This window comes from Streptomyces scabiei 87.22, assembly GCF_000091305.1.
In the GTDB taxonomy this organism is placed as follows: Bacteria; Actinomycetota; Actinomycetes; order Streptomycetales; family Streptomycetaceae; genus Streptomyces; species Streptomyces scabiei.
The window spans coordinates 6,606,542-6,631,043 of the sequence record NC_013929.1 but is presented as its reverse complement, the minus strand read 5'-3'; the positions used below and the strand labels follow the sequence as shown (position 1 = coordinate 6,631,043).

Annotated in this window: 21 protein-coding genes; 16 read left to right on the top strand and 5 right to left on the bottom strand. The window is 72.3% G+C overall.

Translation table 11 applies throughout. The features are described from left to right. Window positions 1-24: 24 nt before the first annotated feature. The gene (locus SCAB_RS28445) at window positions 25-1,017 is read right to left on the bottom strand and encodes an EamA family transporter (protein ID WP_013003543.1); all 993 of its coding nucleotides are present in this window, start codon (window positions 1,015-1,017) and stop codon (window positions 25-27) included. 139 nt (window positions 1,018-1,156) lie between these two features. On the opposite strand from SCAB_RS28445, the gene SCAB_RS28440 reads away from it, so the two are divergent. Further along, a complete protein-coding gene (locus SCAB_RS28440; protein WP_013003542.1) occupies window positions 1,157-1,675 on the top strand; it encodes a MarR family winged helix-turn-helix transcriptional regulator in 519 nt (172 codons plus the stop codon). A 96-nt stretch (window positions 1,676-1,771) separates the two neighbouring features. Here the strand turns inward: SCAB_RS28440 and SCAB_RS28435 are convergent, their stop codons facing one another. The 3 genes from SCAB_RS28435 to SCAB_RS28425 all read right to left on the bottom strand — a co-directional run bounded on the left by SCAB_RS28435 (window position 1,772) and on the right by SCAB_RS28425 (window position 4,663). After that, complete coding sequence (locus SCAB_RS28435; RefSeq protein ID WP_013003541.1) at window positions 1,772-2,023, bottom strand: hypothetical protein; 252 nt, start codon at window positions 2,021-2,023, stop codon at window positions 1,772-1,774. A gap of 300 nt (window positions 2,024-2,323) precedes the next feature. Continuing rightward, a complete protein-coding gene (malQ, locus tag SCAB_RS28430) occupies window positions 2,324-4,396 on the bottom strand; it encodes a 4-alpha-glucanotransferase (RefSeq protein ID WP_013003540.1) in 2,073 nt (690 codons plus the stop codon). A 30-nt stretch (window positions 4,397-4,426) separates the two neighbouring features. Then, window positions 4,427-4,663 carry a hypothetical protein gene (locus SCAB_RS28425; RefSeq protein ID WP_013003539.1) on the bottom strand — a complete coding sequence of 79 codons (237 nt, stop codon included), beginning with the start codon at window positions 4,661-4,663 and terminating at the stop codon, window positions 4,427-4,429. Window positions 4,664-4,825: 162 nt separating this feature from the next. Between SCAB_RS28425 and SCAB_RS28420 the strand changes: the two genes are divergently transcribed. From SCAB_RS28420 to SCAB_RS28410, 3 genes are read left to right on the top strand one after another with little or no spacing between them, the layout of a single operon-like run. Further along, window positions 4,826-5,359, top strand: a complete 534-nt coding sequence (locus SCAB_RS28420; RefSeq protein WP_041669745.1) for a PadR family transcriptional regulator — start codon at window positions 4,826-4,828, stop codon at window positions 5,357-5,359. Further along, window positions 5,356-6,087, top strand: coding sequence for an ABC transporter ATP-binding protein (locus SCAB_RS28415; RefSeq protein ID WP_013003537.1), 732 nt, complete (start codon window positions 5,356-5,358; stop codon window positions 6,085-6,087). The genes SCAB_RS28420 and SCAB_RS28415 overlap by 4 nt, the downstream gene beginning before the upstream one ends. Then, a complete protein-coding gene (locus SCAB_RS28410) occupies window positions 6,084-7,445 on the top strand; it encodes an ABC transporter permease family protein (RefSeq protein WP_041669744.1) in 1,362 nt (453 codons plus the stop codon). Before SCAB_RS28415 ends, SCAB_RS28410 begins: the two co-directional genes overlap by 4 nt. A 64-nt stretch (window positions 7,446-7,509) precedes the next feature. Here the strand turns inward: SCAB_RS28410 and SCAB_RS28405 are convergent, their stop codons facing one another. Further along, entirely contained in the window at window positions 7,510-8,613 is a 1,104-nt protein-coding gene (locus SCAB_RS28405; RefSeq protein WP_013003535.1) for a mechanosensitive ion channel family protein, read from the bottom strand. A 315-nt stretch (window positions 8,614-8,928) separates the two neighbouring features. Between SCAB_RS28405 and SCAB_RS28400 the strand changes: the two genes are divergently transcribed. The 12 genes from SCAB_RS28400 to SCAB_RS28345 all read left to right on the top strand — a co-directional run bounded on the left by SCAB_RS28400 (window position 8,929) and on the right by SCAB_RS28345 (window position 24,499). Next, entirely contained in the window at window positions 8,929-9,465 is a 537-nt protein-coding gene (locus SCAB_RS28400) for an HNH endonuclease (RefSeq protein ID WP_013003534.1), read from the top strand. 200 nt (window positions 9,466-9,665) lie between these two features. Continuing rightward, window positions 9,666-10,502: a hypothetical protein gene (locus SCAB_RS28395; RefSeq protein ID WP_013003533.1), complete on the top strand. Its 837-nt coding sequence runs from the start codon at window positions 9,666-9,668 to the stop codon at window positions 10,500-10,502. A 196-nt stretch (window positions 10,503-10,698) separates the two neighbouring features. After that, window positions 10,699-11,931 (top strand): ROK family transcriptional regulator, encoded by a 1,233-nt coding sequence (locus tag SCAB_RS28390; RefSeq protein WP_013003532.1) that lies wholly within the window; start codon window positions 10,699-10,701, stop codon window positions 11,929-11,931. Between the two features lie 162 nt (window positions 11,932-12,093). Further along, the gene (locus SCAB_RS28385; RefSeq protein ID WP_013003531.1) at window positions 12,094-13,431 is read left to right on the top strand and encodes an ABC transporter substrate-binding protein; all 1,338 of its coding nucleotides are present in this window, start codon (window positions 12,094-12,096) and stop codon (window positions 13,429-13,431) included. A gap of 24 nt (window positions 13,432-13,455) precedes the next feature. Next, complete coding sequence (locus tag SCAB_RS28380) at window positions 13,456-14,442, top strand: carbohydrate ABC transporter permease (protein ID WP_013003530.1); 987 nt, start codon at window positions 13,456-13,458, stop codon at window positions 14,440-14,442. Beyond that, complete coding sequence (locus SCAB_RS28375; RefSeq protein ID WP_013003529.1) at window positions 14,439-15,335, top strand: carbohydrate ABC transporter permease; 897 nt, start codon at window positions 14,439-14,441, stop codon at window positions 15,333-15,335. The genes SCAB_RS28380 and SCAB_RS28375 overlap by 4 nt, the downstream gene beginning before the upstream one ends. Before the next feature lie 7 nt (window positions 15,336-15,342). After that, a complete protein-coding gene (locus SCAB_RS28370; protein WP_013003528.1) occupies window positions 15,343-16,608 on the top strand; it encodes a 6-phospho-beta-glucosidase in 1,266 nt (421 codons plus the stop codon). A gap of 71 nt (window positions 16,609-16,679) precedes the next feature. Further along, the gene (locus SCAB_RS28365; protein ID WP_013003527.1) at window positions 16,680-17,636 is read left to right on the top strand and encodes an N-acetylglucosamine kinase; all 957 of its coding nucleotides are present in this window, start codon (window positions 16,680-16,682) and stop codon (window positions 17,634-17,636) included. A gap of 277 nt (window positions 17,637-17,913) precedes the next feature. Continuing rightward, window positions 17,914-19,386, top strand: coding sequence for a hypothetical protein (locus SCAB_RS28360; protein ID WP_013003526.1), 1,473 nt, complete (start codon window positions 17,914-17,916; stop codon window positions 19,384-19,386). A 20-nt stretch (window positions 19,387-19,406) separates the two neighbouring features. Continuing rightward, window positions 19,407-20,459, top strand: a complete 1,053-nt coding sequence (locus SCAB_RS28355) for a glutamate ABC transporter substrate-binding protein (protein ID WP_013003525.1) — start codon at window positions 19,407-19,409, stop codon at window positions 20,457-20,459. A gap of 90 nt (window positions 20,460-20,549) precedes the next feature. Continuing rightward, entirely contained in the window at window positions 20,550-21,875 is a 1,326-nt protein-coding gene (locus tag SCAB_RS28350; RefSeq protein ID WP_013003524.1) for a hypothetical protein, read from the top strand. Then, on the top strand, window positions 21,872-24,499 hold the full coding sequence (locus SCAB_RS28345) for a serine/threonine-protein kinase (protein ID WP_013003523.1): 2,628 nt from the start codon (window positions 21,872-21,874) through the stop codon (window positions 24,497-24,499). The genes SCAB_RS28350 and SCAB_RS28345 overlap by 4 nt, the downstream gene beginning before the upstream one ends. The last annotated feature ends 3 nt before the right edge of the window (window positions 24,500-24,502 follow it).

Here is a 24,502-nt window from a genome sequence, read left to right as displayed (position 1 = left end):
GTTCACCGGGCGCCCCCGTCGTGATCAGCGGCCGGAGCGGCCGGCGAGCGGGGCCGTCGGGCCCGCGCCGGCCCGGGGGCGAGGCACTTCCGGTACCCCGGTCGCCGGCTTCGGCCTGCGGGGCTGGAGCTGGCCGGCGATCGTCGCCCCGAAGGCGATGGCCATGCCGACGAGCTGGAGGACTCCCAGCGACTGGCCGAGGGCCGCCCAGCCGACCACGGCCGCGGTGAGGGGGGACAGGGGGCCGAGGAAGGTGACCTGGGTGGCGGAGAGCCGGCCGATGCCCCGGAACCAGAGCCAGTAGGACACGGCGGTGTTGCCCAGCATGAGGTAGAGGTAGCCGCCGATCGCCGGGCCGTCCAGGGCCGGGGGCGCCCCCTCGACCAGCAGGGCGAGCGGGGCGATCAGGAGGCCGCCCGCGGTCAGCTGCCAGCCGGTGAGGGCGAGCGGGCTGACGCCGGCCGGGCGTCCCCACCGCTTGGTCAGGACCGTGCCGGTGGACATGGAGGCGGTGGAGGCGAGCGCCGCGAGCAGTCCGACCGGGTCCAGCGCGCCCGCCGCCTTCAGGACGACCAGGCTGACGCCGAGGGCGGCGGCGACGCCGGTGAGCAGCGTCCGTACGGTCGGGCGGTCTCCCAGCAGCAGGGCCGCCAGGCCCGCGACGAACAGCGGCCCGACCGAGCCGACCACCGCCGCCATCCCGCCCGGCAGCCGGTACGCGGAGAGGAACAGCAGCGGGAAGAAGGCGCCGATGTTCAGCGCGCCGAGCACCGCGGCCTTGCCCCACCAGGCCCCGCGCGGCAGCGTGCGCGAGATCGCCAGGAGCAGCAGGCCCGCCGGGAGCGCCCGCACCAGGCCGGTGAACAGGGGGCGGTCGGCGGGCAGGAACTCCGTCGTCACGGCGTAGGTGGTGCCCCAGGAGAGCGGGGCGAGCGCGGTCAGGGCGATGAGGGGGAGACGACTCGCGGTGTGCGCGGGCTGCGTGGTGAGCGCGGTGTGCGCGGGCTGCGCGGTCATGGGAAGCGTCCTTCGCGGCGAGGGCCTGCTGGATCGGCAAGCCGCATGAGCTAGCTTGCTTATAATTAGCTTAGCGCTAAGCAACTTTCCGTCAAGCTACTTTCTTGCGGCCGACCCATCGGCGCCCGATACTCACCCCATGAACGCGCGCCCCGAGCCCGACAGGCCCCTTCGCGACCCCGTCGACACGATCATCGACCAGTGGGCCGCCGCCCGGCCCGACCTGGACACCACCGCGATGGAGGTCTTCGGCCGGGTCTACCGGCTCTCGCGCACGCTGGGAGACCGGATGGACAAGGCGTACGCGCGGTTCGGGATCTCACGCGGCGAGTTCGACGTGCTCGCGACCCTGCGGCGGTCCGGGGAGCCGTACACGCTCTCGCCCCGCCAGCTCTCCGCCACCCTCATGCTCACCACCGGCGGGATGACCGGGCGGCTCGACAAACTCGAACGCGCGAACCTGCTCCGCCGCTCCCCCGACCCGCACGACCGCCGGGCCCTCCAGGTCACCCTCACGGACGAGGGGCTGCGTCTGATCGACGAGGCGGTCGTGGCGGGTCTGGCCGTCCAGACCGAGGCGCTGGCCGCCCTGGACGACGAACAGGCCGGCCGATTGGCCGGCCTGCTGAGGCTGCTGGTGGTGGGCACGGGGTCGTGAGAGAACGCGTCGAGGGCACCTCCGGCGTACGCGGGTGCGGGTGCGGGTGCGCCGGAGGTGCCCTCGAGGGAACGTCTCGGTGGGGTGGAGCGGGGGCTAGACCTTGGCCTTGGCCTTCGGCTGACGGTCCGTGGATCCGTCGAGGACCCACACGAGGCCGGCGATCAGCAGGAACAGGGCGATCGGCGCCACGACGAAGAGGCCGAGCGTCTCGAACACACTGAGGCCCGGGCCCGGGTCGGCGCCGTCGTCGGGCGTCAGCGCGAGCGCGGGGGACGACATGAGCAGCATCATCAGCGTCGTACCGGCAGCCAGGGCGCCGGCGCGCAGGGCGTTCTTCTTGTCCACGCGCTAAAGGTAACGAACGCGCCTGCGCTCCGCTCGGGCGGGGGGCGCCTATGGGGGTGGGGGCGCCTGAGGGGGTGGGTCGTTCGGGTGCGTCGGCGGGTGCGGCTGAGTGGGGGCTGGTCGCGCAGTTCCCCGCGCCCCTAAAAGCCCAGGCCCCTGCGGGCCTGAAAAGCACGGGGCGCAGCCCCTGCTTTTCAGGGGCGCGGGGAACTGCGCGAGAAGCCCCACCGGAGCCGCACCCGCCGACGAAACCCGCACCCCCCACCCCCCTGGGCGCCCCCCGCCCCCGGGAACGCACCGCTACAACAGCCCCCGCACCACATCCACCAGCGCATACAGCCGGGGCGACGCCGCCAGGTCCTCCAGGGCCGCCGGACGGCCCCCCGCGTCGGCGATCGGCAGCCGCCAGTTCGGATACTGGTCCCACGTGCCGGGCAGGTTCTGCGGACGGCGGTCGCCGAGCGCGTCGGGCAGCCAGAGACCGACCATGCGCGCGGGCGTCCGCAGCAGGAAGCGGTGGACGGCCTGGATCCGCTCCTCCTCGGACGTGGTGGAGATGCCCCCGCCGGCACCGTCCAGCATGCCCAGCTCCGCGAGGAGGGCCAGCCATTCGCCCGCGTCGGCGGCGGCCTCGGCCCGCTCCACCTCCAGGGACCGGGTGAGCAGCCCCAGGTCGTGCCGCAGCTCGACATGGTCGCAGGTCAGCCGGGACGCGGTGGGCGGGAGGTCGTGCGTGGTGGCGGTGGCGAGACAGTTCGCCCGCCAGCGCTCGGGCGGCAGGGGCCGGCCCGTGCCCTCCCAGTCGCGCTCGAACCACAGGACGGACGTGCCCAGCACACCCCGCGCGTCGAGCGCCTCGCGCACCCCCGGCTCGACCGTGCCGAGATCCTCGCCGATCACCAGGGCGCCGGCCCGCGACGCCTCCAGGACCAGGATCGCGAGCATGGCGTCGGCGTCGTAGCGGACGTACGTACCCTCGGTCGGGGCCTGGCCCTGCGGGACCCACCAGAGGCGGAACAGGCCCATGACGTGGTCGATGCGCAGGGCGCCCGCGTGGCGGAGGAGGGCGCGCAGGAGGTGGCGGTAGGGCGCGTAGCCGGACTCGGCGAGGCGGTCCGGGCGCCAGGGGGGCAGCCCCCAGTCCTGGCCGCGGGAGTTGAAGGCGTCGGGGGGCGCGCCGACGGACATGCCGGACGCGAAGTACTCCTGCTGGGCCCAGGCGTCGGCGCCGCCGGGGTGCACGCCGACGGCCAGGTCGTGCACCAGCCCGATCGGCATACCGGCGTCGCGCGCGGAGCGCTGCGCGGTACCGAGCTGGGCGTCGGTCAGCCAGGCCAGGCGAGTGTGAAGGTCGACGCGGTCCATCAGCTCCCCGCGGGCGCGGGCGGTCTCGGCGGAGCGCGGGTCGCGCAGACCGGCCGGCCAGCTCTGCCACTCGGGGCCGTGGACCTCGGCGAGTGCGCACCAGGTGGCGTGGTCCTCCAGTGCCGCGCCCTCCTCGGCGAGGAAGTCCCAGTAGGCGGCCCGCCGGCCGGGACCGAGCGGCACGTCGCACACGCGTTCAAGGGCCGTGCGCTTGAGGGCCCACACCGCGTCCCGGTCGATCAGCTCGCCCTTCACCAGGACGGACTCCCGCAGCAGGGAGGCCCGCTCCAGCAGCGCGCCGACGTGGTCGCGCTCCTCGGGCGAGGCGAGGACGTACGGGTACTCGGGTACGTCCTCCACCCGCAGGTGGACCGGGTCGGGGTAGCGGCGGGAGGAGGGGCGGTACGGGGAGGGGTCGGTGGGCGGGCCGGGGACGGCCGCGTGCAACGGGTTGACCTGGACGAATCCGGCGCCGAGGGCGCGGCCGGCCCAGGAGGTGAGTTCGGCGAGGTCGCCGAGGTCGCCCATGCCCCAGCTGCGGCGGGACAGGAGGGAGTACAGCTGGACGAGAAGGCCGTACGTGCGGCCGGGCGGGGCGGGCAGCCGGGCCGGGGCCACCACCAGGTGGGCGTCGGCGGTGCGCCCGTCGGGGGCGGTGGCGCGCAGGGTGTGGACGCCCGGGGGGAGGTCCTCGACGTCGGAGCGGAGTTCGCCCTCCTCGGTCTCGACGCGCAGCCGGGTGCCCTCGGGGAGTGCGGTCAGCGCGGCGGGGAGTTCCCCGTCGGCCCAGCGGACGACGGTCGGCGGCAACAGCCGCTCGCCGAGTCGCCGTTCGCGGTCCGCGAGGGCGGCGGCCACGGACTCCGGGGTGCTCGCGTCCACGTCCAGCGCGGCGAGAGCGGCCACGACCGCGCCGTGCGAGGCCGCGACCGTACGGTCCGGGGAAGGGCTGTAGGAGGTGGCGACGCCGCACAGGGCGGCGAGCCGGGCCAGCGGGGTCTCGGCCATCGGGCTCGGACCCCCTGGGTCTTCGTGCATCTAGACCCCCGATGCGGCGCCGTGGGATGTGGGTTCACTGGTGAGGGGGGCCGCGTCGGTGAGAGGCGGCTCGCTGGTGAGGGGTTCCGCGTCCGGGAGCGGGGGCTCACTGGTGAGCGGGACGTCGGCGCAGGGACCCTCGGCGCTGAACACGCAGACATGGGGTTCGTGGAGCTCGAAGGGCTCCGGGGCGCGTTTGGAAAGGACGGGGGCCGGAAGGTGAGCCGGTGCGGCCACGGGGGTCTCCTTGTCGTCGTACGACGGTGAGGTGCGGGTCCGGGGGTACTCCAGCCCTACCCAGCGGGGGCCGCCGCAGACGTGGGCGGAGGAACATCGTGGCGCGGGTCACCCCTCTCCAGCTATTCACTCGATACATATACTCAGTGCATACTGATCACCATGAGCACCCGCCACATCCTGTTGGGCCTGCTCGCCGGGGGGCCGAGCCATGGCTACGACCTCAAGCGACGGCACGACGAACGCTTCCCGCAGGCCCGCCCGCTGGCCTACGGCCAGGTCTACACGACCCTGCAGCGGCTGGTCCGCGACGGACTCGCCGAGGTCGACGGCACCGAGGCGGACAGCGGCCCGGAGCGGACGATGTACCGCTCGACGGACGAAGGGGCGAGCGAACTGGCCCGGTGGGCCGGGGAGATCACCGCGCCCGCGCCGTTCGTGACGAACGAGATCTTCGCCAAGCTCGTCGTCTCGATCCTCGCCGGCGGCGATCCCGCCGCCCACCTCCGGGCACAGCGCACCGCGCACATGACACGGATGCGGGAACTGACCGCCGTGAAGACCGCACCGGGAGCCGACCTGTCGACGGTGCTCGCGGCGGACTACGCCCTCAACCATCTCGACGCCGATCTCCGCTGGATGAGCACCACCGCGGCCCGGCTGACCACCCTGACCGCGGAGGTCGACACAGCATGAACGAGCACACCCCCCACGAGAACCCCGACCCCGGCCCCGGTCCGCTGCTGGCGGCCCGCGGGCTGGTCAAGCGCCACGGCAGGACCGAGGCGCTGCGCGGTGCCTCCGTGGAACTGCGCGAGGGAGAGATCCTCGCCGTCACCGGGGCCAGCGGCAGCGGCAAGTCCACGCTGCTGCACTGCCTCGCGGGCATCGTCCGCCCGGACGAGGGTTCGGTGGCCTACGCCGGAAAGCGGCTCGACCGGCTCAAGGAGAAGGAGCTGAGCGAACTGCGCCGGACGGACTTCGGGGTCGTCTTCCAGTTCGGGCAGCTGATACCCGAGCTGACGGCCGTCGACAACGTCGCGCTGCCGCTCATGCTGGCCGGCACGACCCGCCAGGAGGCGCGGGAACGGGCCGGTGAGTGGCTGGAGCGGTTCGGGGTGCGCGGGCAGCAGGAGCAGCGGCCCGGTGAGATGAGCGGCGGTCAGACACAGCGGGTGTCGCTCGCGCGGGCCCTGGTGACCGCGCCGAAGGTGGTCTTCGCGGACGAGCCGACCGGGGCGCTGGACTCCCTGGCGGGCGAGCAGGTGATGGCCGCGCTGACGCACGCGGCCCGGGAGTCCGGTACGGCGGTCCTGCTGATCACCCATGACGCCCAGACGGCGGCGTACGCGGACCGGGAGGTCGCGTTGCGGGACGGGGTCGTGCCGGCGGAGGCGGACGTGACGCTGGAGGTGTCCCGGTGAAGCCGCTGGTGAGTGATCTGCGCCTGGCACTTCTCCTGACGCGGGGCTCGGACCGGCGCGAAGGGTGGCGGGTGTCGCTGACGGCACTGGGAGCCGGCCTCGCGACGGCGTTGGGCCTGGCGGCGGGCGTGCTGGCCTCCCTGACGGGCCGCTATCGGGTCGGCATGGCCGCCGGGCTGCTCGACAACCCCGGGGAACGCTCCGGGGTGATCGTGACCCTGCTGCTCCTGCTGGTGCCGGTGCTCGGCCTCCTCGGCCAGTGCACCCGTGTCGGTGCCGTCCACCGGGACCGGCGGCTGGCCGGACTTCGGCTGGCCGGTGCCTCGGCGAACCAGGTGCGCCGGATCGCGGCGCTGGAGACGGGCGCGGCCTGTCTCGGGGGTTCGCTGGTCGCGACGGCCGCCTTCGTGGTGTTCCTGCTGAGCCGCTGGCACAGCCCCGGTCCGGCGGCCTGGATCGCGGTCGCGCTGGTGGCACTGGGTGTGCCCGTGCTGGGTGCGGTCGTGAGCGTGCTGGCGCTGCGCCGGGTGGTGGCCTCGCCGCTGGGGTGGGTGCGTCGGACCGCGTCGGGCAGCGGCCGGGGCCCCGGGTGGGTGTTCGTGGGAGCGGTGGCTCTGCTGATCGTCGTGGCGCTCGTCGCCGTCGCCGTCACCAACGTGGACTCGCCCGGGTACGTGACCAGCTTCGCCCCGCTGACCTTCTGCGGCGCGCTGCTGGCGGTGGGCGCGGGTGCGGTGCTGCTGTCCGGCACGGTCTCGCGGCTCCTCGGGCGGGTGCTAGCACGGCGTACCGGGAGCCCCGCGGTGCTGATCGCCGCCGAGCGGCTGCGTGCGGACCCGTGGGCGGCGTCCCGTACCCACGCGGCCGTGCTGATGGGGGCCGTGGTCGGCACCGGGTACATCGGCGTACGGGAGGCACTCGTCGCACAGATCGCCCGGTACGACAACCTGGCGGAGGAGGACGCCTTCTACCTGACGGGCCTGAACTTCACGGCCGCCGCCATCCTCGTCGGCTTCGCGGTCACGCTGTTCGGGCTCGCCGTCGGCACCGCCGAGTCCCTCGCCACCCGCCGCAAGGGCCTCGCCGCGCAGGTCGCCGCCGGAGTCCCGCACGAGGTGCTGGGCCGTGCGCTGCTGCTGGAGACCGCTCTGCCGCTGGCGCCCGCGGTGCTGGTGGGCGGAGCCGGGGGCACGGCGATCGCCTTCGTGTACGCGATGCTTCTGAGCGACCTGACGGTGGTGCCGTTCGGGGCACTGCTGATCCCCGTCGCCGTCTACGCCGCCTGCCTCCTCGCCGCGGCCACGTCCCTCCCCCTGCTGCGCCGCACGGTCCGCCCCGCGGAGCTGCGGTACGCCTAGCCCGCGGCACGCGGCGGCCCGGGGGACACGGGGGTGCTCCTGGGCCGCCGCGAAGGCGCGTGCGCTACTTCGGCACCCCCGAAGGCGCGATCGGGGTAGCCCGCTCCGACTGCGGCGAGGTCGTGTTGGAGTACACGGACGGGGCCGACACGCCGGCCGTGGGGTCGGCGTCCGGGTTGTCGGCCGCGAGGGCCTGGGTGCCGCCGACGATGGGGATGTCGGCGGCGTCGAAGGCCTTCTTGATGCGCCAGCGCAGTTCGCGCTCGACGGTGAGGGCCTTGCCGGGCATGGTCTTGGCGGAGACGCGGACGATCATCGACTCCAGGAGCAGGTCGTCGAGGCCGAGGACCTCGATGGGGCCCCAGAGCAGTTCGTTCCAGGGGTCCTCCTTGCTCATCGCCTCGCCGACCTCCGTCAGGGTGCGGCGGACCTTGTCGAGGTCCTCGTCGTAACGGACGGTGACGTCGACGCCGGCCGTGGCCCAGCCCTGGGAGAGGTTGCCGATGCGCTTGACCTCGCCGTTGCGGACGTACCAGATCTCGCCGTTGTCGCCGCGCAGCTTGGTGACGCGCAGGCCGACCTCGATGACCTCGCCGGAGGCAACGCCCGCGTCGACGGTGTCACCGACGCCGTACTGGTCCTCCAGGATCATGAAGACGCCGGAGAGGAAGTCCGTGACCAGGTTCCGGGCGCCGAAACCGATGGCCACGCCCGCGACACCCGCGGAGGCCAGCAGCGGCGCGAGGTTGATCTCGAAGGTGGCGAGGACCATCAGCGCGGCGGTGCCCAGGATCAGGAAGGACGCCACCGAGCGCAGGACCGAGCCGATGGCCTGGGAGCGCTGGCGGCGGCGCTCCACGTTGACCAGCAGACCGCCGAGGGTGCCCCCCTCGACGCCCGGCACGGAGCGGTTCATCCGGTCTATGAGCTTGGTGATCGCCCGCCGGACGAACACTCTCAGCACCGCCGCGATCACCACGATCAGCAGGACGCGGAGACCGATCGCCAGCCATGTGGACCAGTTCTCCTCCACCCAGCTGGCGGCGTTGGTCGCGCTCTCCTGGGCGTCCTCCAGCGACGGCACCGCGGGGGTCGTCGACGTCTCCGAGGGGGACGGCGACGGCGTGGCGGCGGCCAGTAGGAGGGGCAGGGAAGAAACGGACGACACGGCGGGTACCTCCAGGTGCGCTATCTGCCCTCCGGTACGGCGGTCAAGATCCGTCGGGTCACGGATGGGTCACCGGACGGGCAGGCCCACCACACTAACGGGGCATTGTGTGGAGGTCGTCGCCATGTTCGAGGGAGACAAGGCGCTCACCAGGGAGTGAAGGGCGCACGCGGCGGGGGATGAATCACGGTGTGGTCGAAAACACTCCCAGCCCGTTACCGGGACATGGTGGCGCTTCCACCAGGCATGAGGGGAGACTGACTACGGATCGTCCACGGCGCGAGCCACGCGCCGCCGGCGTACAAGGAGGCATCCGTGCCGCACGTCCTGGTCCTCAACGCGTCGTACGAGCCGCTCGGTGTCGTACCGCTCCGCCGCGCGCTCGTCCTCGTCCTGGAGAACAAGGCGGTCTCCCTGGAGGAATCCGGCGCCTATCTGCACAGCGCGACCGTCACAGTCCCCGCACCCAGCGTGGTCCGGCTCAAGCGGTTCGTCCGGGTTCCCTATCGGGGGCCCGTTCCTCTGACCCGTCGGGCACTGTTCGCCCGTGACGGGGGCCGGTGCATGTACTGCGGTGGCGTCGCAACCAGCGTCGACCACGTCATCCCGCGCAGTCGCGGGGGCAAGCACGTCTGGGACAACGTCGTCGCGTCGTGCCGCCGCTGCAACCACGTCAAGGCCGACCGCCATCTCGTCGAGATCGGCTGGCGGCTCCGCCACGCCCCCGCTCCGCCGTCCGGGCTGGCCTGGCGCATCATCGGCACCGGGCATAGGGACCCGCGCTGGCTGCCCTACCTGCAGCCGTTCGGCGCGGACGACGCGATGGCCCGGATCGACGGCATCTCCGCCTGACGGTCCGGGTTTTTGCATGGCCGGGTGCCCCTTGACGCGGGGCACCCGGAACGCCCACATCCATTTGACCTGGGCTTTTCTCACCACCTTCACAGGTACCCCACTTCCCCCTCGCACAAGTGATCGCCTAGTGTCGCCTCCACAGGCGGCCCTTGTTCTGGAGCGCAACGCCCAGGGGCCCGCCTCGAATGTGGGGACTCATGCGCAAGCTCGCCATAGGCGTCGCCGTATCCGGCGCCCTGGCTCTCACCGGCCTGGCCGCGCCCGCCGCGCTGGCCGACTCGCCGGCTCTGACCTTCGGGGGCGTCACGGTCAACAACGGCAAGCCGATCGTCGTCGGCACCAAGGCCAGGGTGACCGTGCCGGTCTCGTACAGCTTCACGCGGCCGACGGATCTCGTCATCGACCACAAGAACACCATGCTGGGCATCGCCCTCTACCGGGGCAGGCTCGCCGACCCCGGCAACGCCATCGAGGGCTCCGCCAAGAAGCCCGCCTGCACGACGACGGCGACGACCGACACCACGGTGACCGCCGCCTGCACGACGACGCTCACCATCGATCCCCGGGAGTCCCTCTTCCAGGGCGCGGACGCCACCACCTGGAAGGCGGCCGCCGTCTACACCGAGATGGCGACCGACGAGGACGACTCCGACGACCACATCGGCTTCCACATGGGGACCGACGTCTGGGGCAACCTCGGCACCGCCAAGATCCAGCGGCTCGCCAAGGCCACCGCCAACGCCACCCCGGAGCCGGTCGCCAAGGGCAGGACCCTGACCGTCAAGGGCTCCCTCACCCGCGCCGACTGGAACGCCGGCCGCTACGCGGGCTACCAGGGCCAGAAGGTGACCCTCCAGTTCAAGGCCAAGGGCGCGAGCGCCTACACCGACGTGAAGACGGTGACCTCCGGCACGGCCGGCGCCCTGTCCACCACGGTGAAGGCGGCGAAGGACGGCACGTTCCGTTACGTCTTCGCGGGCACGTCCACCACGGCGGCCGTGAAGTCCGCGGGGGACTTCGTCGACGTGAGGTGACGTGAGGTGACGTGAGATCGCGCGGGCCCCGCGCAAATGCGCGCGGGGCCCGCGCGGCTCCGACACCGCCCCCGGGTGACGACCTCGTCGCCCGGGGGCGGTTTTTTACTGGCCGGATATTGACGTCCCCCTGGTCTAGTCCTATCGTCCTGGCATCCGACAGGAAAGTTTCCTAACAGTTGACAGGTGGCGGACCATGGCAGGAACACCCCGCGTACTGCGCGCCATGAACGACCGTGCCGCACTCGATCTGCTGCTGGAGCACGGCCCGCTCTCCCGGACCCGCCTCGGCAAGCTGACGGGACTGTCCAAGCCGACCGCCTCCCAGCTGCTGGCCCGCCTCGAAGCCGCCGGACTCGTGATCGCCAGGGGCACCGGCACGGAAGGGACCGGGGACAGCGGCCCCGGCGCGGCCCGGCCCGGCCCCAACGCCCAGCTCTACGCGGTCGACCCGACCGCCGCCTACGCCGCCGGCCTGGACGTCACCCCCGAGCGCGTCCTGGCCGCCGTCGCCGACATCACCGGCCGCACGGTCGGCGAGTTCGCCGTCCCCACCCCCGGACGGCGTCCCGCCGAACCTGTCGTACGCCAGGTGACGACCGCCCTCGACGGGGCGGTCAAGGCCGCCGGGCTCGTCCGGGCGGACGTGCGCCGGCTGGTCATCGGCACACCCGGCGCCTTCGACCCGAACACCGGGCGGCTGCGGTACGCCTCGCACCTGCCCGGCTGGCACTCCCCCGCCCTCCTCGACGAACTCGCCGCCGCACTGCCGATGCCGGTGGAGTACGAGAACGACGTGAACCTCGCCGCCCTCGCCGAACAACGGCTGGGCGCGGCCAGGGGCCACGAGGACTTCGTCCTGCTGTGGAACGAGGGCGGTCTCGGCGCGGCCGTGGTGCTGGGCGGACGGCTGCACCGGGGGTTCACCGGGGGCGCCGGCGAGGTCGGCTTCCTGCCGGTCCCCGGTGTACCGCTGGTGCGCCAGGTCACCAAGGCGAACAGCGGGGGCTTCCAGGAGCTCGCCGGTTCGCAGGTCATCCCCCGGCTCGCCCGTGAGCTGGGCATCTCCCCCATCCCGGAGGGGCCGTACGCCGAGGTCGCGGCGGAGCTGGTGAGCCGCGCCGCCGCCGATCCCGACTCCGGGCCCCACCGACACCTTCTGGCCACCTACGCCACCGGGCTGGCCACGGGTGTCGCCGCGCTCGTGGCCGTACTCGATCCCGAACTGGTCGTCCTCAGCGGTACGGCACTGACCGCAGGCGGCGAGCCGCTGCGGGCGCTCGTCGAGGCCGAGCTGGCGGAACTGGCCGCGTCCCGGCCACGGCTCGCGCTCGGTGACGTACGCGAACACCCCGTGCTGCGGGGGGCGCTGGAGAGTGCGCTCGCGGCGACCAGGGACGAAGTCTTCGACACGTTGACGCTCCGCTGAGTTCGGCCGCTTCTCGGGTCGTTCGAAAACTGCCGGCCCGTCGTGGCCGGTCGCGCCCACGCGGCGAAGCCGCACCCATCGATACAGCCCCGCGCCCCTCGGGTTCCCGGGCGCGCCCCCTTCCTCGCAGATCACCCCATTCCTCCCTCAGGAGGCTCCACCATGTCCGGAATATCCAAAAAAGCGGCTGTCGCTCTCGCCGCCACAGCCTCGCTGTCCCTGCTCGCCAGCGCGTGTACCGGTCAGGCCGAGAGCGGTGCGTCCGACGACCCGAACGCGAAGACGACCATCACCTTCTGGCACGGCTGGAGCGCGCCCGGCGAGGTGAAGGCGATCCGGGCGAACGTGGACCGGTTCGAGAAGAAGCATCCCAACATCACGGTGAAGGTCGTCGGGAACATCAACGACGACAAGCTCAACCAGGCGCTGCGGGCGGGCGGTTCGAGCGGGCCGGACGTGGTGTCCTCGTTCACCACGTCCAACATCGGCAAGTTCTGCTCCTCCGGGGCCTTCGCCGATCTGGGGCCCTTCGTGAAGAAGTCGAAGCTCGACCTCGACAAGATCATCCCGAAGCCGATGCTGGACTACACGCAGTTCGAGGGCACCCGGTGCGCGCTGCCGCTGCTGGGCGACGCGTACGGGCTGTACTACAACAAGGACGCGTTCGCGGCGGCGGGCATCACCTCGCCGCCGAAGACGTGGTCCCAGTTCGCCGTGGACGCGAAGAAGCTGACGAAGAGCAAGGGCGACGGCTACGCGCAGCTCGGGTTCATGCCGAACTACCACGGCTACGAGACGGTCGTGGACCACTACATGGCGCAGTGGGACCACTCCTACTTCACCTCCGAGGGCAAGTCGAACATCGCCGACGACCCGGCGTTCGCGGAGATGTTCACCTACCAGAAGAAGCTGATGGACTCGCTCGGCGGCTTCGCGAAGCTGGAAAAGTACCGGAACACCTTCGGTGACGAGTGGGGCGCCAAGCACCCCTTCCAGACCGGCCAGGTGGCCATGCAGCTGGACGGCGAGTGGCGGCTCGGGATGGCGAAGGAGGCGGGGACCGACTTCGAGATCGGCACCGCGCCGATGCCGGTGGCCGACGACGAGGTGGACGAGTACGGCAAGGGCTTCCTCTCCGGCACGGTGATCGGCATCGCCCCGCAGAGCCGCAAGCAGAACGCTGCCTGGGAACTGGTGAAGTACCTGACCACCGACACCGGGGCCGTCGTCTCCTTCGCCAACGCCATCCACAACGTGCCGTCCACGTTCGCCGCCCTGAAGTCGCCCGACCTGAAGGTGGACGAGGGCTTCAAGACGTTCCTGGACATCGCGCAGAACCCGCACTCGAACACCCCGCCCGCCTCCATCAACGGTTCCACGTACCAGACGACGCTCCAGGACTTCGGCTACCAGTACGAGTCCGGCAAGGTGAAGGACCTGCACCAGGGGCTGGAGAAGACGGCCGCGCAGATCGACACCGACATCGCGCAGGCGAAGTAGCGGTCAGGGAACGGGATCCCGCCGATGTCCACGCCCTCCCCGCGTGCGGCTCTCACGTCCACGCACACGCCCACGCACACGCTCCGCGCGAAGCGCCGCCGGTCGGCGCTCCGTACGGTGGCCTTCCTGTCGCCCTGGCTGATCGGGTTCGGCGTCTTCTTCGCCTATCCGCTGGTGTCGACCGTGTACTTCTCGCTGATGAAGTACGACGGCTTCGGTACACCGGTCTTCCGGGGCCTCGGCAACTGGTCCTACGTCTTCGAGGACTACCCGCTGTTCTGGCCGGCCCTGCGCAACACGCTCTGGCTGGTCCTGGTGATGGTGACCTGCCGGGTGCTGTTCGGGCTCGGTGTCGGTCTGCTGATCACCAAGATCAAGACCGGTACGGGCGTCTTCCGGACCCTCTTCTACCTGCCGTACCTCGCGCCGCCGGTCGCCGCGACACTCGCCTTCGTCTTCCTCCTCAACCCCGGGACCGGGCCGGTCAACTCCGTCCTCGAAGGGCTGGGGCTGCCGGCACCCGGCTGGTTCACCGACCCCGCCTGGTCCAAACCGGCACTCACCGCGCTCGCGCTGTGGGGCGTGGGCGACCTGATGGTCATCTTCATGGCCGCGCTGCTCGACGTGCCGAAGGAGCAGTACGAGGCCGCCGAGCTGGACGGGGCGTCGCCCTGGCAGCGGTTCCGCTTCGTGACCCTGCCGACCATCTCGCCGATCGTGATGTTCGCCGTGGTCACGGGCGTGATCCAGACCATGCAGTACTACACGCAGCCCCTGGTGGCCGGAAAGGTCGCCTCCGGCGTCATCGGCGGCTCCGGGCAGCAGTTCGAGCCCGGCTACCCGGACAAGTCGACGCTGACGCTGCCGCAGCTCGTCTACAACCTCGGCTTCCAGCGCTTCGACTACGGCTCCGCCTGTGTGGTCGCCCTCGTGCTGTTCGCCCTGTCGATGGTGTTCACGGCCCTGCTGATGCGGCGCCGGGGCGGACTGATCGGAGCGGGTGACCGATGACCCAGGTACTCGAAGCACGCGACACCTCCGTGCGGCCCGTCGCCGCGGCGAGCGAGCGGACCGCCCGCCGCCGGGCGCTGCTGGAGTGGATCGCCGTGCACGCGCTGGGCGTGGCCGCCGCCCTCTTCTTCACCCTGCCCTTCGTCTTCGTCGTGCTGACCTCGCTGATGGGCGACCAGCAGACGCTCACCCGCGACCTCGTCCCGGACACCTGGGAATGGGGCAACTACCGCCAGGTCCTGGACACTCCCGGCTTTCTGACCTGGTGGAGGAACACGCTCCTCTACGCCGGCCTCGGCACGGTCCTCACCGTCGTGTCGTCCGTCCCCGTGGCCTACGCGCTCGCCAAGTTCCGCTTCCGGGGCCGGAATCTGGCGCTGATGCTGGTCATCTCGATGATGATGCTGCCGCCGCAGGTCGTCGTGATCCCGATGTACCTGTTCTGGGCCAAGCAGATGGACCTGTCCGGCTCGCTGTGGCCGCTGATCATTCCGATGGCGTTCGGGGACGCGTTCTCCATCTTCCTGCTGCGCCAGTTCCTGACGACCATCCCCGACGAGTACCTGGACGCGGCCCGGGTGGACGGCTGCGGCGAACTGCGCACCCTGCTGCGGGTCGTCCTGCCGATGGCGAAGCCCGGCATCGCGGCCGTCGCGCTCTTCCAGTTCTTCTACGCCTGGAACGACTACTTCGGCCCGCAGATCTACGCCTCCGAGAACCCGGCCGCCTGGACGCTCAGTTACGGCCTGGAGTCCTTCAAGGGCGCGCACCACACCGACTGGAACCTGACCATGGCCGCGACCGTGCTGGTCATGGCCCCCGTGATCCTCGTGTTCTTCTTCGCGCAGAAGGCGTTCGTCGAAGGCGTCACCCTGACCGGAGTTAAGGGTTGATACAGCTATGAAGCTCACCGTGGTCGGCGGAGGCTCGACCTACACCCCCGAACTCGTCGACGGGTTCGCCCGGCTCCGGGACACCCTGCCGATCGAGGAGCTGGTGCTCGTCGATCCGGCGGCCGACCGGCTGGAGCTGGTCGGCGGGCTGTCCCGCCGGATCTTCGCCCGCCAGGGGCACCCCGGACGGATCGTCACCACCGGTGACCTGGACCGGGGCGTCGAGGGCGCCGACGCCGTCCTCCTCCAGCTCCGCGTCGGCGGCCAGGCCGCCCGTGAGCGGGACGAGACCTGGCCGCTGGAGTGCGGCTGCGTCGGGCAGGAGACGACCGGCGCGGGCGGACTGGCGAAGGCGCTGCGGACGGTCCCGGTCGTCCTGGACATCGCCGAACGGGTCCGCCGGGCCAACCCGGACGCCTGGATCATCGACTTCACCAACCCGGTGGGGATCGTGACCCGCGCCCTGCTGCGGGCCGGGCACAAGGCGGTCGGCCTGTGCAACGTGGCGATCGGCCTGCAACGGAAGTTCGCCGCGCACCTCGGCGTGGCCCCGGCCGAGGTCCACCTGGACCACGTGGGCCTGAACCACCTCACCTGGGAGACCGGGGTCCGTCTCGGCGGCCCCGCGGGCGAGGACGTCCTGCCGAAGCTGCTGGCCGGCCACGGCGACACCATCGCCGCCGACCTGCGGCTGCCCCGCCCGGTCCTGGACCGCCTGGGCGTGGTCCCGTCCTACTACCTGCGGTACTACTACGCCCACGACGAGGTCGTCCGGGAGCTGGGCACCAAGCCCTCGCGGGCCGCCGAAGTGGCAGCCATGGAGCGGGAATTGCTGGAGCTGTACGCGGACCCCGCGCTCGACGAGAAACCCGCGCTGCTCGGCAGACGGGGCGGGGCGTTCTACTCGGAGGCGGCCGTGGACCTGGCCGCGTCGCTGCTGGGCGACGGGGGCAGTCCGTACCAGGTGGTGAACACCCTCAACGGCGGCACACTGCCCTTCCTCCCCGCCGACGCGGTGATCGAGGTGCAGGCCGCCGTGGGCCGTCAGGGGGCCGCGCCGCTGCCGGTGGGGACGGTGGACCCGCTGTACGCGGGCCTGATGGCGAACGTCACCGCCTACGAGGACCTGGCCCTGGACGCCGCCCTGCGCGGCGGCCGGGACCGGGTGTTCCGCGCGCTGCTCGCGCATCCCCTGATCGGGCAGTACGCGTACGCCGAGGACCTCACGGACCGGCTGATCGCCCACAACCGGGAGCACCTCGCGTGGGCATGACCGACGGCGTACACGCCGGCGCCGGGACCGGCGGTCGGGGCGGACATGCCCGGTCTTGCGGCCCCGGGAGCGTGCTCGCCGTCGACGCGGGCAACAGCAAGACCGACGTCGCCGTGATCGCGTCGGACGGGGAGGTGCTGGGCTCGGCGCGCGGCGGCGGGTTCCAGCCGCCCGCCGTGGGCGTGGGGGTCGCGGTCGACGGCCTCGCGGAGGTCGTACGGCGGGCCTTCGCCGCGGCCGGGACCGGCTCCGTCGACCATGTCTCGGCATGCCTGGCCAACGCAGACTTCCCCGTCGAGGAGGAAGGGCTCGCGGCGGCGCTGCGGGCCCGCGCGTGGGGCGCGACCGTCGAGGTCCGCAACGACACCTTCGCCATCCTGCGGGCCGGCGCGGCCGAGCCACGGGGCGTGGCGGTGGTGTGCGGCGCCGGCGTGAACTGCGTCGGCATGCGCCCCGACGGGCGCACCGCCCGCTTCCCCGCGCTCGGCCGTATCTCCGGCGACTGGGGCGGCGGCTGGGGGCTGGCCGAGGAGGCGATGTGGCACGCGGCCCGCGCGGAGGACGGCCGGGGCGGTCCCACGGCCCTCGCCGCCGCGCTGCCCGCGCACTTCGGTCTGGACTCCGTGTACGCCCTGGTCGAGGCCCTGCACCTGGAGCGCATCCCGGCCGTGCGCCGCCACGAGCTCACCCCGGTCCTGTTCGCCACGGCGACCGCCGGCGACCCGGTGGCCCGCTCACTGGTGGGCCGCATGGCCGAGGAGGTGGTGGCCATGGCGACGGTGGCCCTGACCCGTCTGGACCTCCTCGGCGAGGAGACGCCCGTCCTCCTGGGCGGCGGTGTCCTCGCCGCCCGGCACCCCCTGCTCGACGGCCGGATCCGCGAGGCACTGGCCGCGGCCGCGCCCAAGGCCGTCCCCCGGGTGGTCACGGCCGCCCCGGTGCTGGGCGCGGCGCTGCTCGGGCTGGACCGCGTGGGCGCGCCGGGCACCGTGCACGCGCGCGTGCGGACGCACTACGAAGGAGGGTGACCCGGCGGCCCCCGCCACCCCCGCCCCTCCCCCTCGAACACGTTCGAACCGCCGGGAACCGAACCCGCCCGAGCCGCGTATTCATGGGCGGGGGGTGGTGCGGGAAGCCTTGTGCTGCGCCGGAATCCGGCAGGCACGGCACGTACGGACACGATCGGGGAACAAGATCGAGTCAAGGTCTGTGCGTGGTCACCCCCCGGCGGCGATACTTGCGGCCGTGCACCCGCGTCCGCGCGAGCGGGCGGTGGTGCCGGACGGATGACCAGGGGGAGGTCGGGTGACATTCACGCCGGAGGGCAGCACGCCACCGTCGGCACCGCCCGCGGGGCCGGTCCCGGTCGTGCCGTCCCAGGTCTCGCACACGCCGAGGCCCCCCCTACCGACCCCGGACCCCGACGGCGGCCCGCCCCGCCGGACGGCGTTCGCGGAGGGTGTCGACCACCTGCGCGCCGCCGCGACCACCGAGCCGGGCCGGCTGCGCATCATCGGCGCGCTCCTCGCCTTCCTCGTCGTCGCGTTCGGCTCGGTCACCGCCTGGCAGATGAACGACCGCTCGGCCGCCGCCGACGACGTGCTCCACGGCAGCCAGCCCCTCAGCTCGGCAGCGGCCGAGATCTACAGTTCCCTCGCCGCCGCCAACACGGCGGCCTCCAGCGGGTTCCTCGCGGGCGGGCAGGAGACGGACCAGTCGCGCAAGGACTACGAGCGGGAGATGCGGGAGGCCGCCAAGCAGCTGGCCCTCGCCGCGACCGCCTCGGAGTCCGGCTCCGACTCCGAGGAACGCATCGCCAAACTGAATACCCTGCTCCCCGAGTACAAGGGCCTGGTCGAGCGGGCCCGCGCCAACAACCGTCTGGGCTACCCGCTGGGCGGCGCCTATCTGCGCTACGCCAACGACAAGATGCAGGGCATGCTCGCCGAGGCGCGCAGCATCTACGACAACGAGAACGAGCGGCTCCGTGACGACTACGCGGACGCCACCGCGTATCCGTGGGCCGCGATCGGTCTCGGCGTCCTCGCCCTCGGCGGCCTCGTCTGGGCCCAGCGCCGCAACTACCGGCGGACCAACCGGGTGCTGAACCAGGGGCTCGTCGCGGCCACGGCCGCGTCGACCGTCGTCCTGCTGTGGCTGGCCGGCGGCCACACCCTCGCCCGGTCGGGGCTCAACGACTCCTACGACAACGGGGTGCGGTCCCTGACCGTGCTGAACGACGCCCGGATCGCCTCCCTCACCGCGCGTGGCAACGAGAACCTGACCCTGATCAGCCGGGGCGCCGAGACCGTCAAGAACGCCAAGGGCGACAGCGTCGACAAGTTCGACCAAGCGTTCAAGAGCAGCATGGCGACACTCGAGAAGCGGCTGGCCGCCGCCGAGCGGGTCGCCGACGACGCAGGCGGCGAGAAGCCGCTGAAGGCCGCGGGCGCCGCCATGGAAGCGTGGCAGGATCGGCACAAGGACGCCCGTAAGGCCGACGACCTGGGCGACTACCAGTGCGCTCTCGCCCAGGTGATCGGCGGCAAGGCCACCGACAGCTGCAAGAACGGCGACAAGCCGACGGGCGAGTGCTTCGACCAGGTCGACGAGAACCTGGGCGTCGCGAGCGCCTACGAGGCGAAGGAGTTCCAGCGGGCCGCCGAGGACGGCCGCGCGGCGATGCTCGGGCTCCCCGTGGGCGCGGCGGTGCTGGCCGTGCTCGGCGCTGCGGGCGCGGTGCTCGGCATCGGGCGCAGGCTTTCGGAGTACCGGTGACAGCGGCGGGAGGAGGCGCGGTGGACGGGGTCGCGATGAACGCGGTACGACGCCTGCGGGCCGGTCTCAGGGGCTGGGGCGGTGTGGGCTCGATGACGGTCCTCTGTGCCCTGGCCGTGGTTTTCGCCCTGGTGCTGCCGGTGAGCGGCACACGCGGCGACGGCGTCACGACCGCCGGGGGCCAGGGGGTCGCCCTGGGGACGCAGGCGCGGGTGGACCAGGACTGCGTGAAGAAGAAAGACCCGCAGGACCGCAGCCTCAGGCCCTCCTCGGACGAGTCCGGAACGACGATTCAGCGGATCAAGGACAACGGCTTCATCACGGTCGGCGTCGACCAGAACAGCTACCGCTGGGGGTACCGCGACCCGAACGCCAAGGACGACGGGGCCCAGCTGGAGGGCTTCGACATCGACATCGTGCGCCGCATCGCCAAGGAGATACTCGGCGACCCGGACAAGGTGCACTTCAAGGCGATCCCCACCAGCCGCCGCATCCCCGCGCTCCGGGACGGGGAGGTCGACATGGTGGTCCGCACGATGACGATCAGCTGCGAGCGCATGGACGAAGTCGCCTTCTCACAGCCGTACTTCAGGACCGGACAGCAGGTCCTGGCTCCCAAGTCCTCGACGATCAAGGGCTACGGCAAGAGCCTGGCGGACAAGAAGATCTGCACGGCGGCCACGTCCACCGCTCTGACCGCCCTCACCGCCGGCAAGAAATCGGGCGAGGTGCCCGCTTCCACCGACATATCCCTGCAGGTTCCCAACCAACTCGACTGCCTGGTACGGCTCCAGCTCGGTCAGGTCGACGCCGTGGTCACCGACGGCGCGCTCGCCGCGAGCCAGGCGGCACAGGACCCGACGGTCGATCTCAAGGGTGAGCCGTTCACCACCGAGTACTACGGCGTGGCGATGAACCTGGACGCGAAGGATCTGGTACGCCGGGTCAACCAGGTGCTGGTGGACTATCTCAAGGACGGCTGGCAGGACTCGTACACCACCTGGCTGTCCGCCACGATGGTCGGGGGCGCGGAGCGGTCCCGGCCGCCCTCCCCCCAGCGGTACAAGGACTGACGCGCGAGGCCGAAGTACGAGGACCGTGTGCAGAGGTATTCAGCGGACCGCATCCAACTGACGGACACCGACAGCAGCGAGAGGTGATCGATGGGCGTCGCGGGATCCACCGGGCCGGTGATGGACCGGGACGAGGTGGACCGTGCGCTCGCGCGGCTCGGCGCGGAGCACGAGGCCATCGAGACCTCGCTGCTCGCCCTCCAGGACCACGCGGGCCGCAGGCTGCTCGAAGGCGCCGCGCTGACCGGTGTCACCCAGGAGCGCTGGACGGCCGCCGACGCCTCGATCACGCTGCTGTGGGCGTACTTCGACGCGTACTCGGACGCGCTGCGCTCCGCCCGGGAGATCCGCTCGCGGCGCCGCTGGTCGAGCCGTGAGGACCTGGTGGAGCTGACCGAACTGCTGCGCGGCGAGGCCGTGACGGTGGCGGGCAGCGCCACCGCGATGGCGAACGCGCCGACGCTGCAGGGCACGAGCCGGCTCAGCGAGCAGTTCTCGCTGGTCACGCTCGTGGACCGGATGAACGATCTGTACGCGTCCTCGCTGGACATGGTCGTGGCCGCCGACGCGGTGTGGTCGGCGCTGCCCGCCCGGATCGATTTACTGGCCGCCGAGCTCCAGCGCACCCGTCAGCTCGCGCACTCCGTCGGCGTACGCCCCGGTGAGCACCCGGCCGGCGACGACCTGGAGCGGATCACCCGCACCCTGACCCGGCTCCGCGAGCAGGTCGTCTCCGACCCGCTGGCCTTCTGGGTGCCGTCGCCGGGCAGTTCGGCGCCCGGCGGCGGCCGCCCGGACACCACGACGTACGACCGTGAGGCGCGGGCGCTGGACGAGGTCCGGCGGGAGATCGACGCCGTGCTGACCGTCCGGCAGGACGCGGAGTCGCGGCTGGTGAAGCTGCGGGACGTGCTGAGCCGCGCGGACCGTACGCTCGCCGAGGCGCGCAGCGCGCGCGGGGAGGTGCTGGCGAAGATCGCCGCGACCGAGGTCCCCGTGGTCAGCGGTCCGCCGACGGTGCTGCAGGAGCAGTTGGCGATGGCGGCCGAGTACCGCAGACACGCGCAGTGGCACCGGCTGTCGCCGCTCCTGGAGTCCCTGGAGCAGAAGGCGGACGACGAACTGCTGCGGGCCCGGGAGTCGTTGACGGCGGTCACCGCGCCGCTGGCGGTCCGCGCGGAGCTGCGCGGCCGGCTCGACGCGTACCGGGCGAAGGTCGCCCGGCACGGTTTCGCGGAGGACGCGCTGCTGATCGAGCGGTACGACGCGGCGCGGCGCATGCTGTGGAGCGCCCCCTGCGACCTGCGGGTGGCGGAGATGGCGGTGCTGCGCTACCAGCACGCGGCCGCCGAGGTGCTGGGCCAGTCGGTGCCGGCCCAGCGGGAGCCCCAGGACCGGAGGGAGGAGGAATCGTGAGTCAGACGGAGGAGGGCCTGGCGGCCGAAGACCCCGCGGGCGAGGCCCCGGCGGGCGAAGAGTCTCCGCAGCAGTCGTGTCAGCGGCCCGGTTGCCCGGGATCGTACGAGGACATGGGCGGCGGCGAGCTGTACTGCGACACCTGCGGGCTGGCCCCGGTCGTCTCCACGAACGGCATGGTCAACTCCCCGCCCACCGGCATCACCGGGGGCGGCCGGGGGTCACGCGGCTCCGGATCCGCCAGTTCGCGCTCCGCGCGCACCTCCGCGCGCTCCTCGCAGTCCCGGCGCTCGGTGTCCGGACGGCTCTCGCGCGCCCTGTCGGGCAGGACCACGGGCCGCTCGGTGTCGGTGCGCAGCTCCGGCAAGACCTCCGGCTCCTCGGGGCGGGCCCGGCTCGGCGTCGGTCTGGTCCAGGTACCGGACGTACCGCGCCCGGATCCGCGCTCGATGGTCCTGGAGGCCGCCGAGGTGCCCGAGCGCAAGCGGTTCTGCTCGCGCTCGGACTGCGGGGCGCCGGTCGGCCGGGCGCGCGGTGAGCGGGCGGGGCGCACCGAGGGCTTCTGCACCAAGTGCGGCCACCCGTACTCGTTCGTGCCGAAGCTGCACTCGGGCGACATCGTGCGCGGCCAGTACGAGGTCGTGGGCTGTCTCGCGCACGGCGGTCTGGGCTGGATCTATCTGGCCATCGACCGTGCGGTGTCGGACCGTTGGGTCGTGCTCAAGGGCCTGCTGGACACCGGCGACCAGGACGCGATGGCCGCCGCGATCTCCGAGCGCCGCTTCCTCGCCGAGATCGAGCACTCCAACATCGTCCGCATCTACAACTTCGTCGAACACCTCGACCAGCGCACCGGTTCGCTGGACGGGTACATCGTGATGGAGTACGTCGGCGGCAAGTCCCTCAAGGAGATCGCCAACGGCCGCCGCACGGCGGACGGGCGCCGGGACCCGCTGCCGGTCGAGCAGGCGTGCGCGTACGGCATCGAGGCGCTGGAGGCGCTCGGCCACCTGCACAGCCGCAACCTGCTGTACTGCGACTTCAAGGTCGACAACGCGATCCAGACCGAGGACCAGCTCAAGCTGATCGACATGGGCGCGGTGCGCAGGATGGACGACGAGGAGTCGGCCATCTACGGCACGGTCGGCTACCAGGCGCCCGAAGTCGCCGACGTGGGGCCGTCGGTGGCCTCCGACCTGTACACGGTCGCGCGCACGCTCGCGGTCCTCACCTTCGACTTCCAGGGCTACACGAACGTGTTCGTGGACTCCCTGCCCGACCCGGACACCATCGAGGTCTTCCGCCAGTACGAGTCCTTCTACCGGCTGCTGGTACGGGCCACCGATCCCGACCCGGCCCGCCGGTTCGCCTCCGCCCAGGAGATGTCGGAGCAGCTGACGGGTGTGCTGCGGGAGGTCGTCTCCCTCCAGACGGGCCGGGCGCGCCCCGCCCTGTCGACGATCTTCGGGCCCGAGGTGCGCGTCACGGACACGGAGCTGTTCGCGAGGCTGGACGGGGACGTGTCCCGGCTGGGCAGGCGCCGTGACCCCGCCAAGACCGGCACGAGGAACGGCGGTTCGCCCTCGGTACCGGCCGCTCCCCTGCTGACCGCCGGTACCTCCGGTACCGCCGCCCCCGTCCGGCTCACCAGGGTGCTCGACACCGCCGCCGCGGCCCTCGCGCTGCCGGTCCCGCGGGTCGACGCGGGCGACCCCAACGCCGGGTTCCTGGCGGGGCTCATGACCTCCGCGCCGGCCGAGCTGATCACGGCCCTGCACGCGGCCCCCAGCGGCTCGCTGGAGCTGCGGCTGCGGGAGCTGCGGGCCCGGCTGGAGATGGGCGAGTTCACCGTCGCGCTGGCCACCCTGGACGCCCTGGAGCGCGACCATCCCGACGACTGGCGGGTGGTCTGGTACCGGGGCGTGGCCGCGCTGGCCACCGTTGACCACGAGAACGCCGCACTGTCGTTCGACGCGATCTACGACGCCTTCCCGGGCGAGCCCGCCCCCAAGCTGGCGCTCGGCCTGTGCGCCGAGGTGCTCGGGCAGCTGGACAACGCCGCCGAGTACTACCGTCTGGTGTGGACGACCGACCCCAGCTTCGTCAGCAGCGCGTTCGGGCTCGCCCGGGTCCGGCTGACCGCCGGGGACCGGCAGAACGCCGTCCACACCCTGGAGTCCGTACCGGAGGCGTCCATCCACTACACCGCCGCCCGGGTCGCCGCCGTACGGGCGCGGCTCAGACACCGCCCCGAGGCGATCCTCGGCACCGGACCGGCGCCCGCCCCGGCCGGGGCCGCGCCGGACGTACCGTTCCTGGACGACCTGACCGCGGCCGCCGGGCAGATCGAGGCGCTCGGCGGGTACGGTCTGGACCCGGTGCGCCGCGAGCAGTTGTCCACGGAGGTCCTCGGCTGTGCCCTGGACTGGGTACTCTCCGGTAGCCAGGGTGCCGCGCCCCCTGCCGGTGCGCGGGTGCTGCTCGGCAGCGCGCTGGACGAGCGCGGCCTCCGCTTCGGACTGGAGCGGTCGTACCGCACTTTGGCCCGGCTCGCCCCAGGCGGCGAGGAGAGGATCGACCTGGTGGAACGTGCCAACCGTTACCGCCCCCGGACGTGGGTGTAGTTG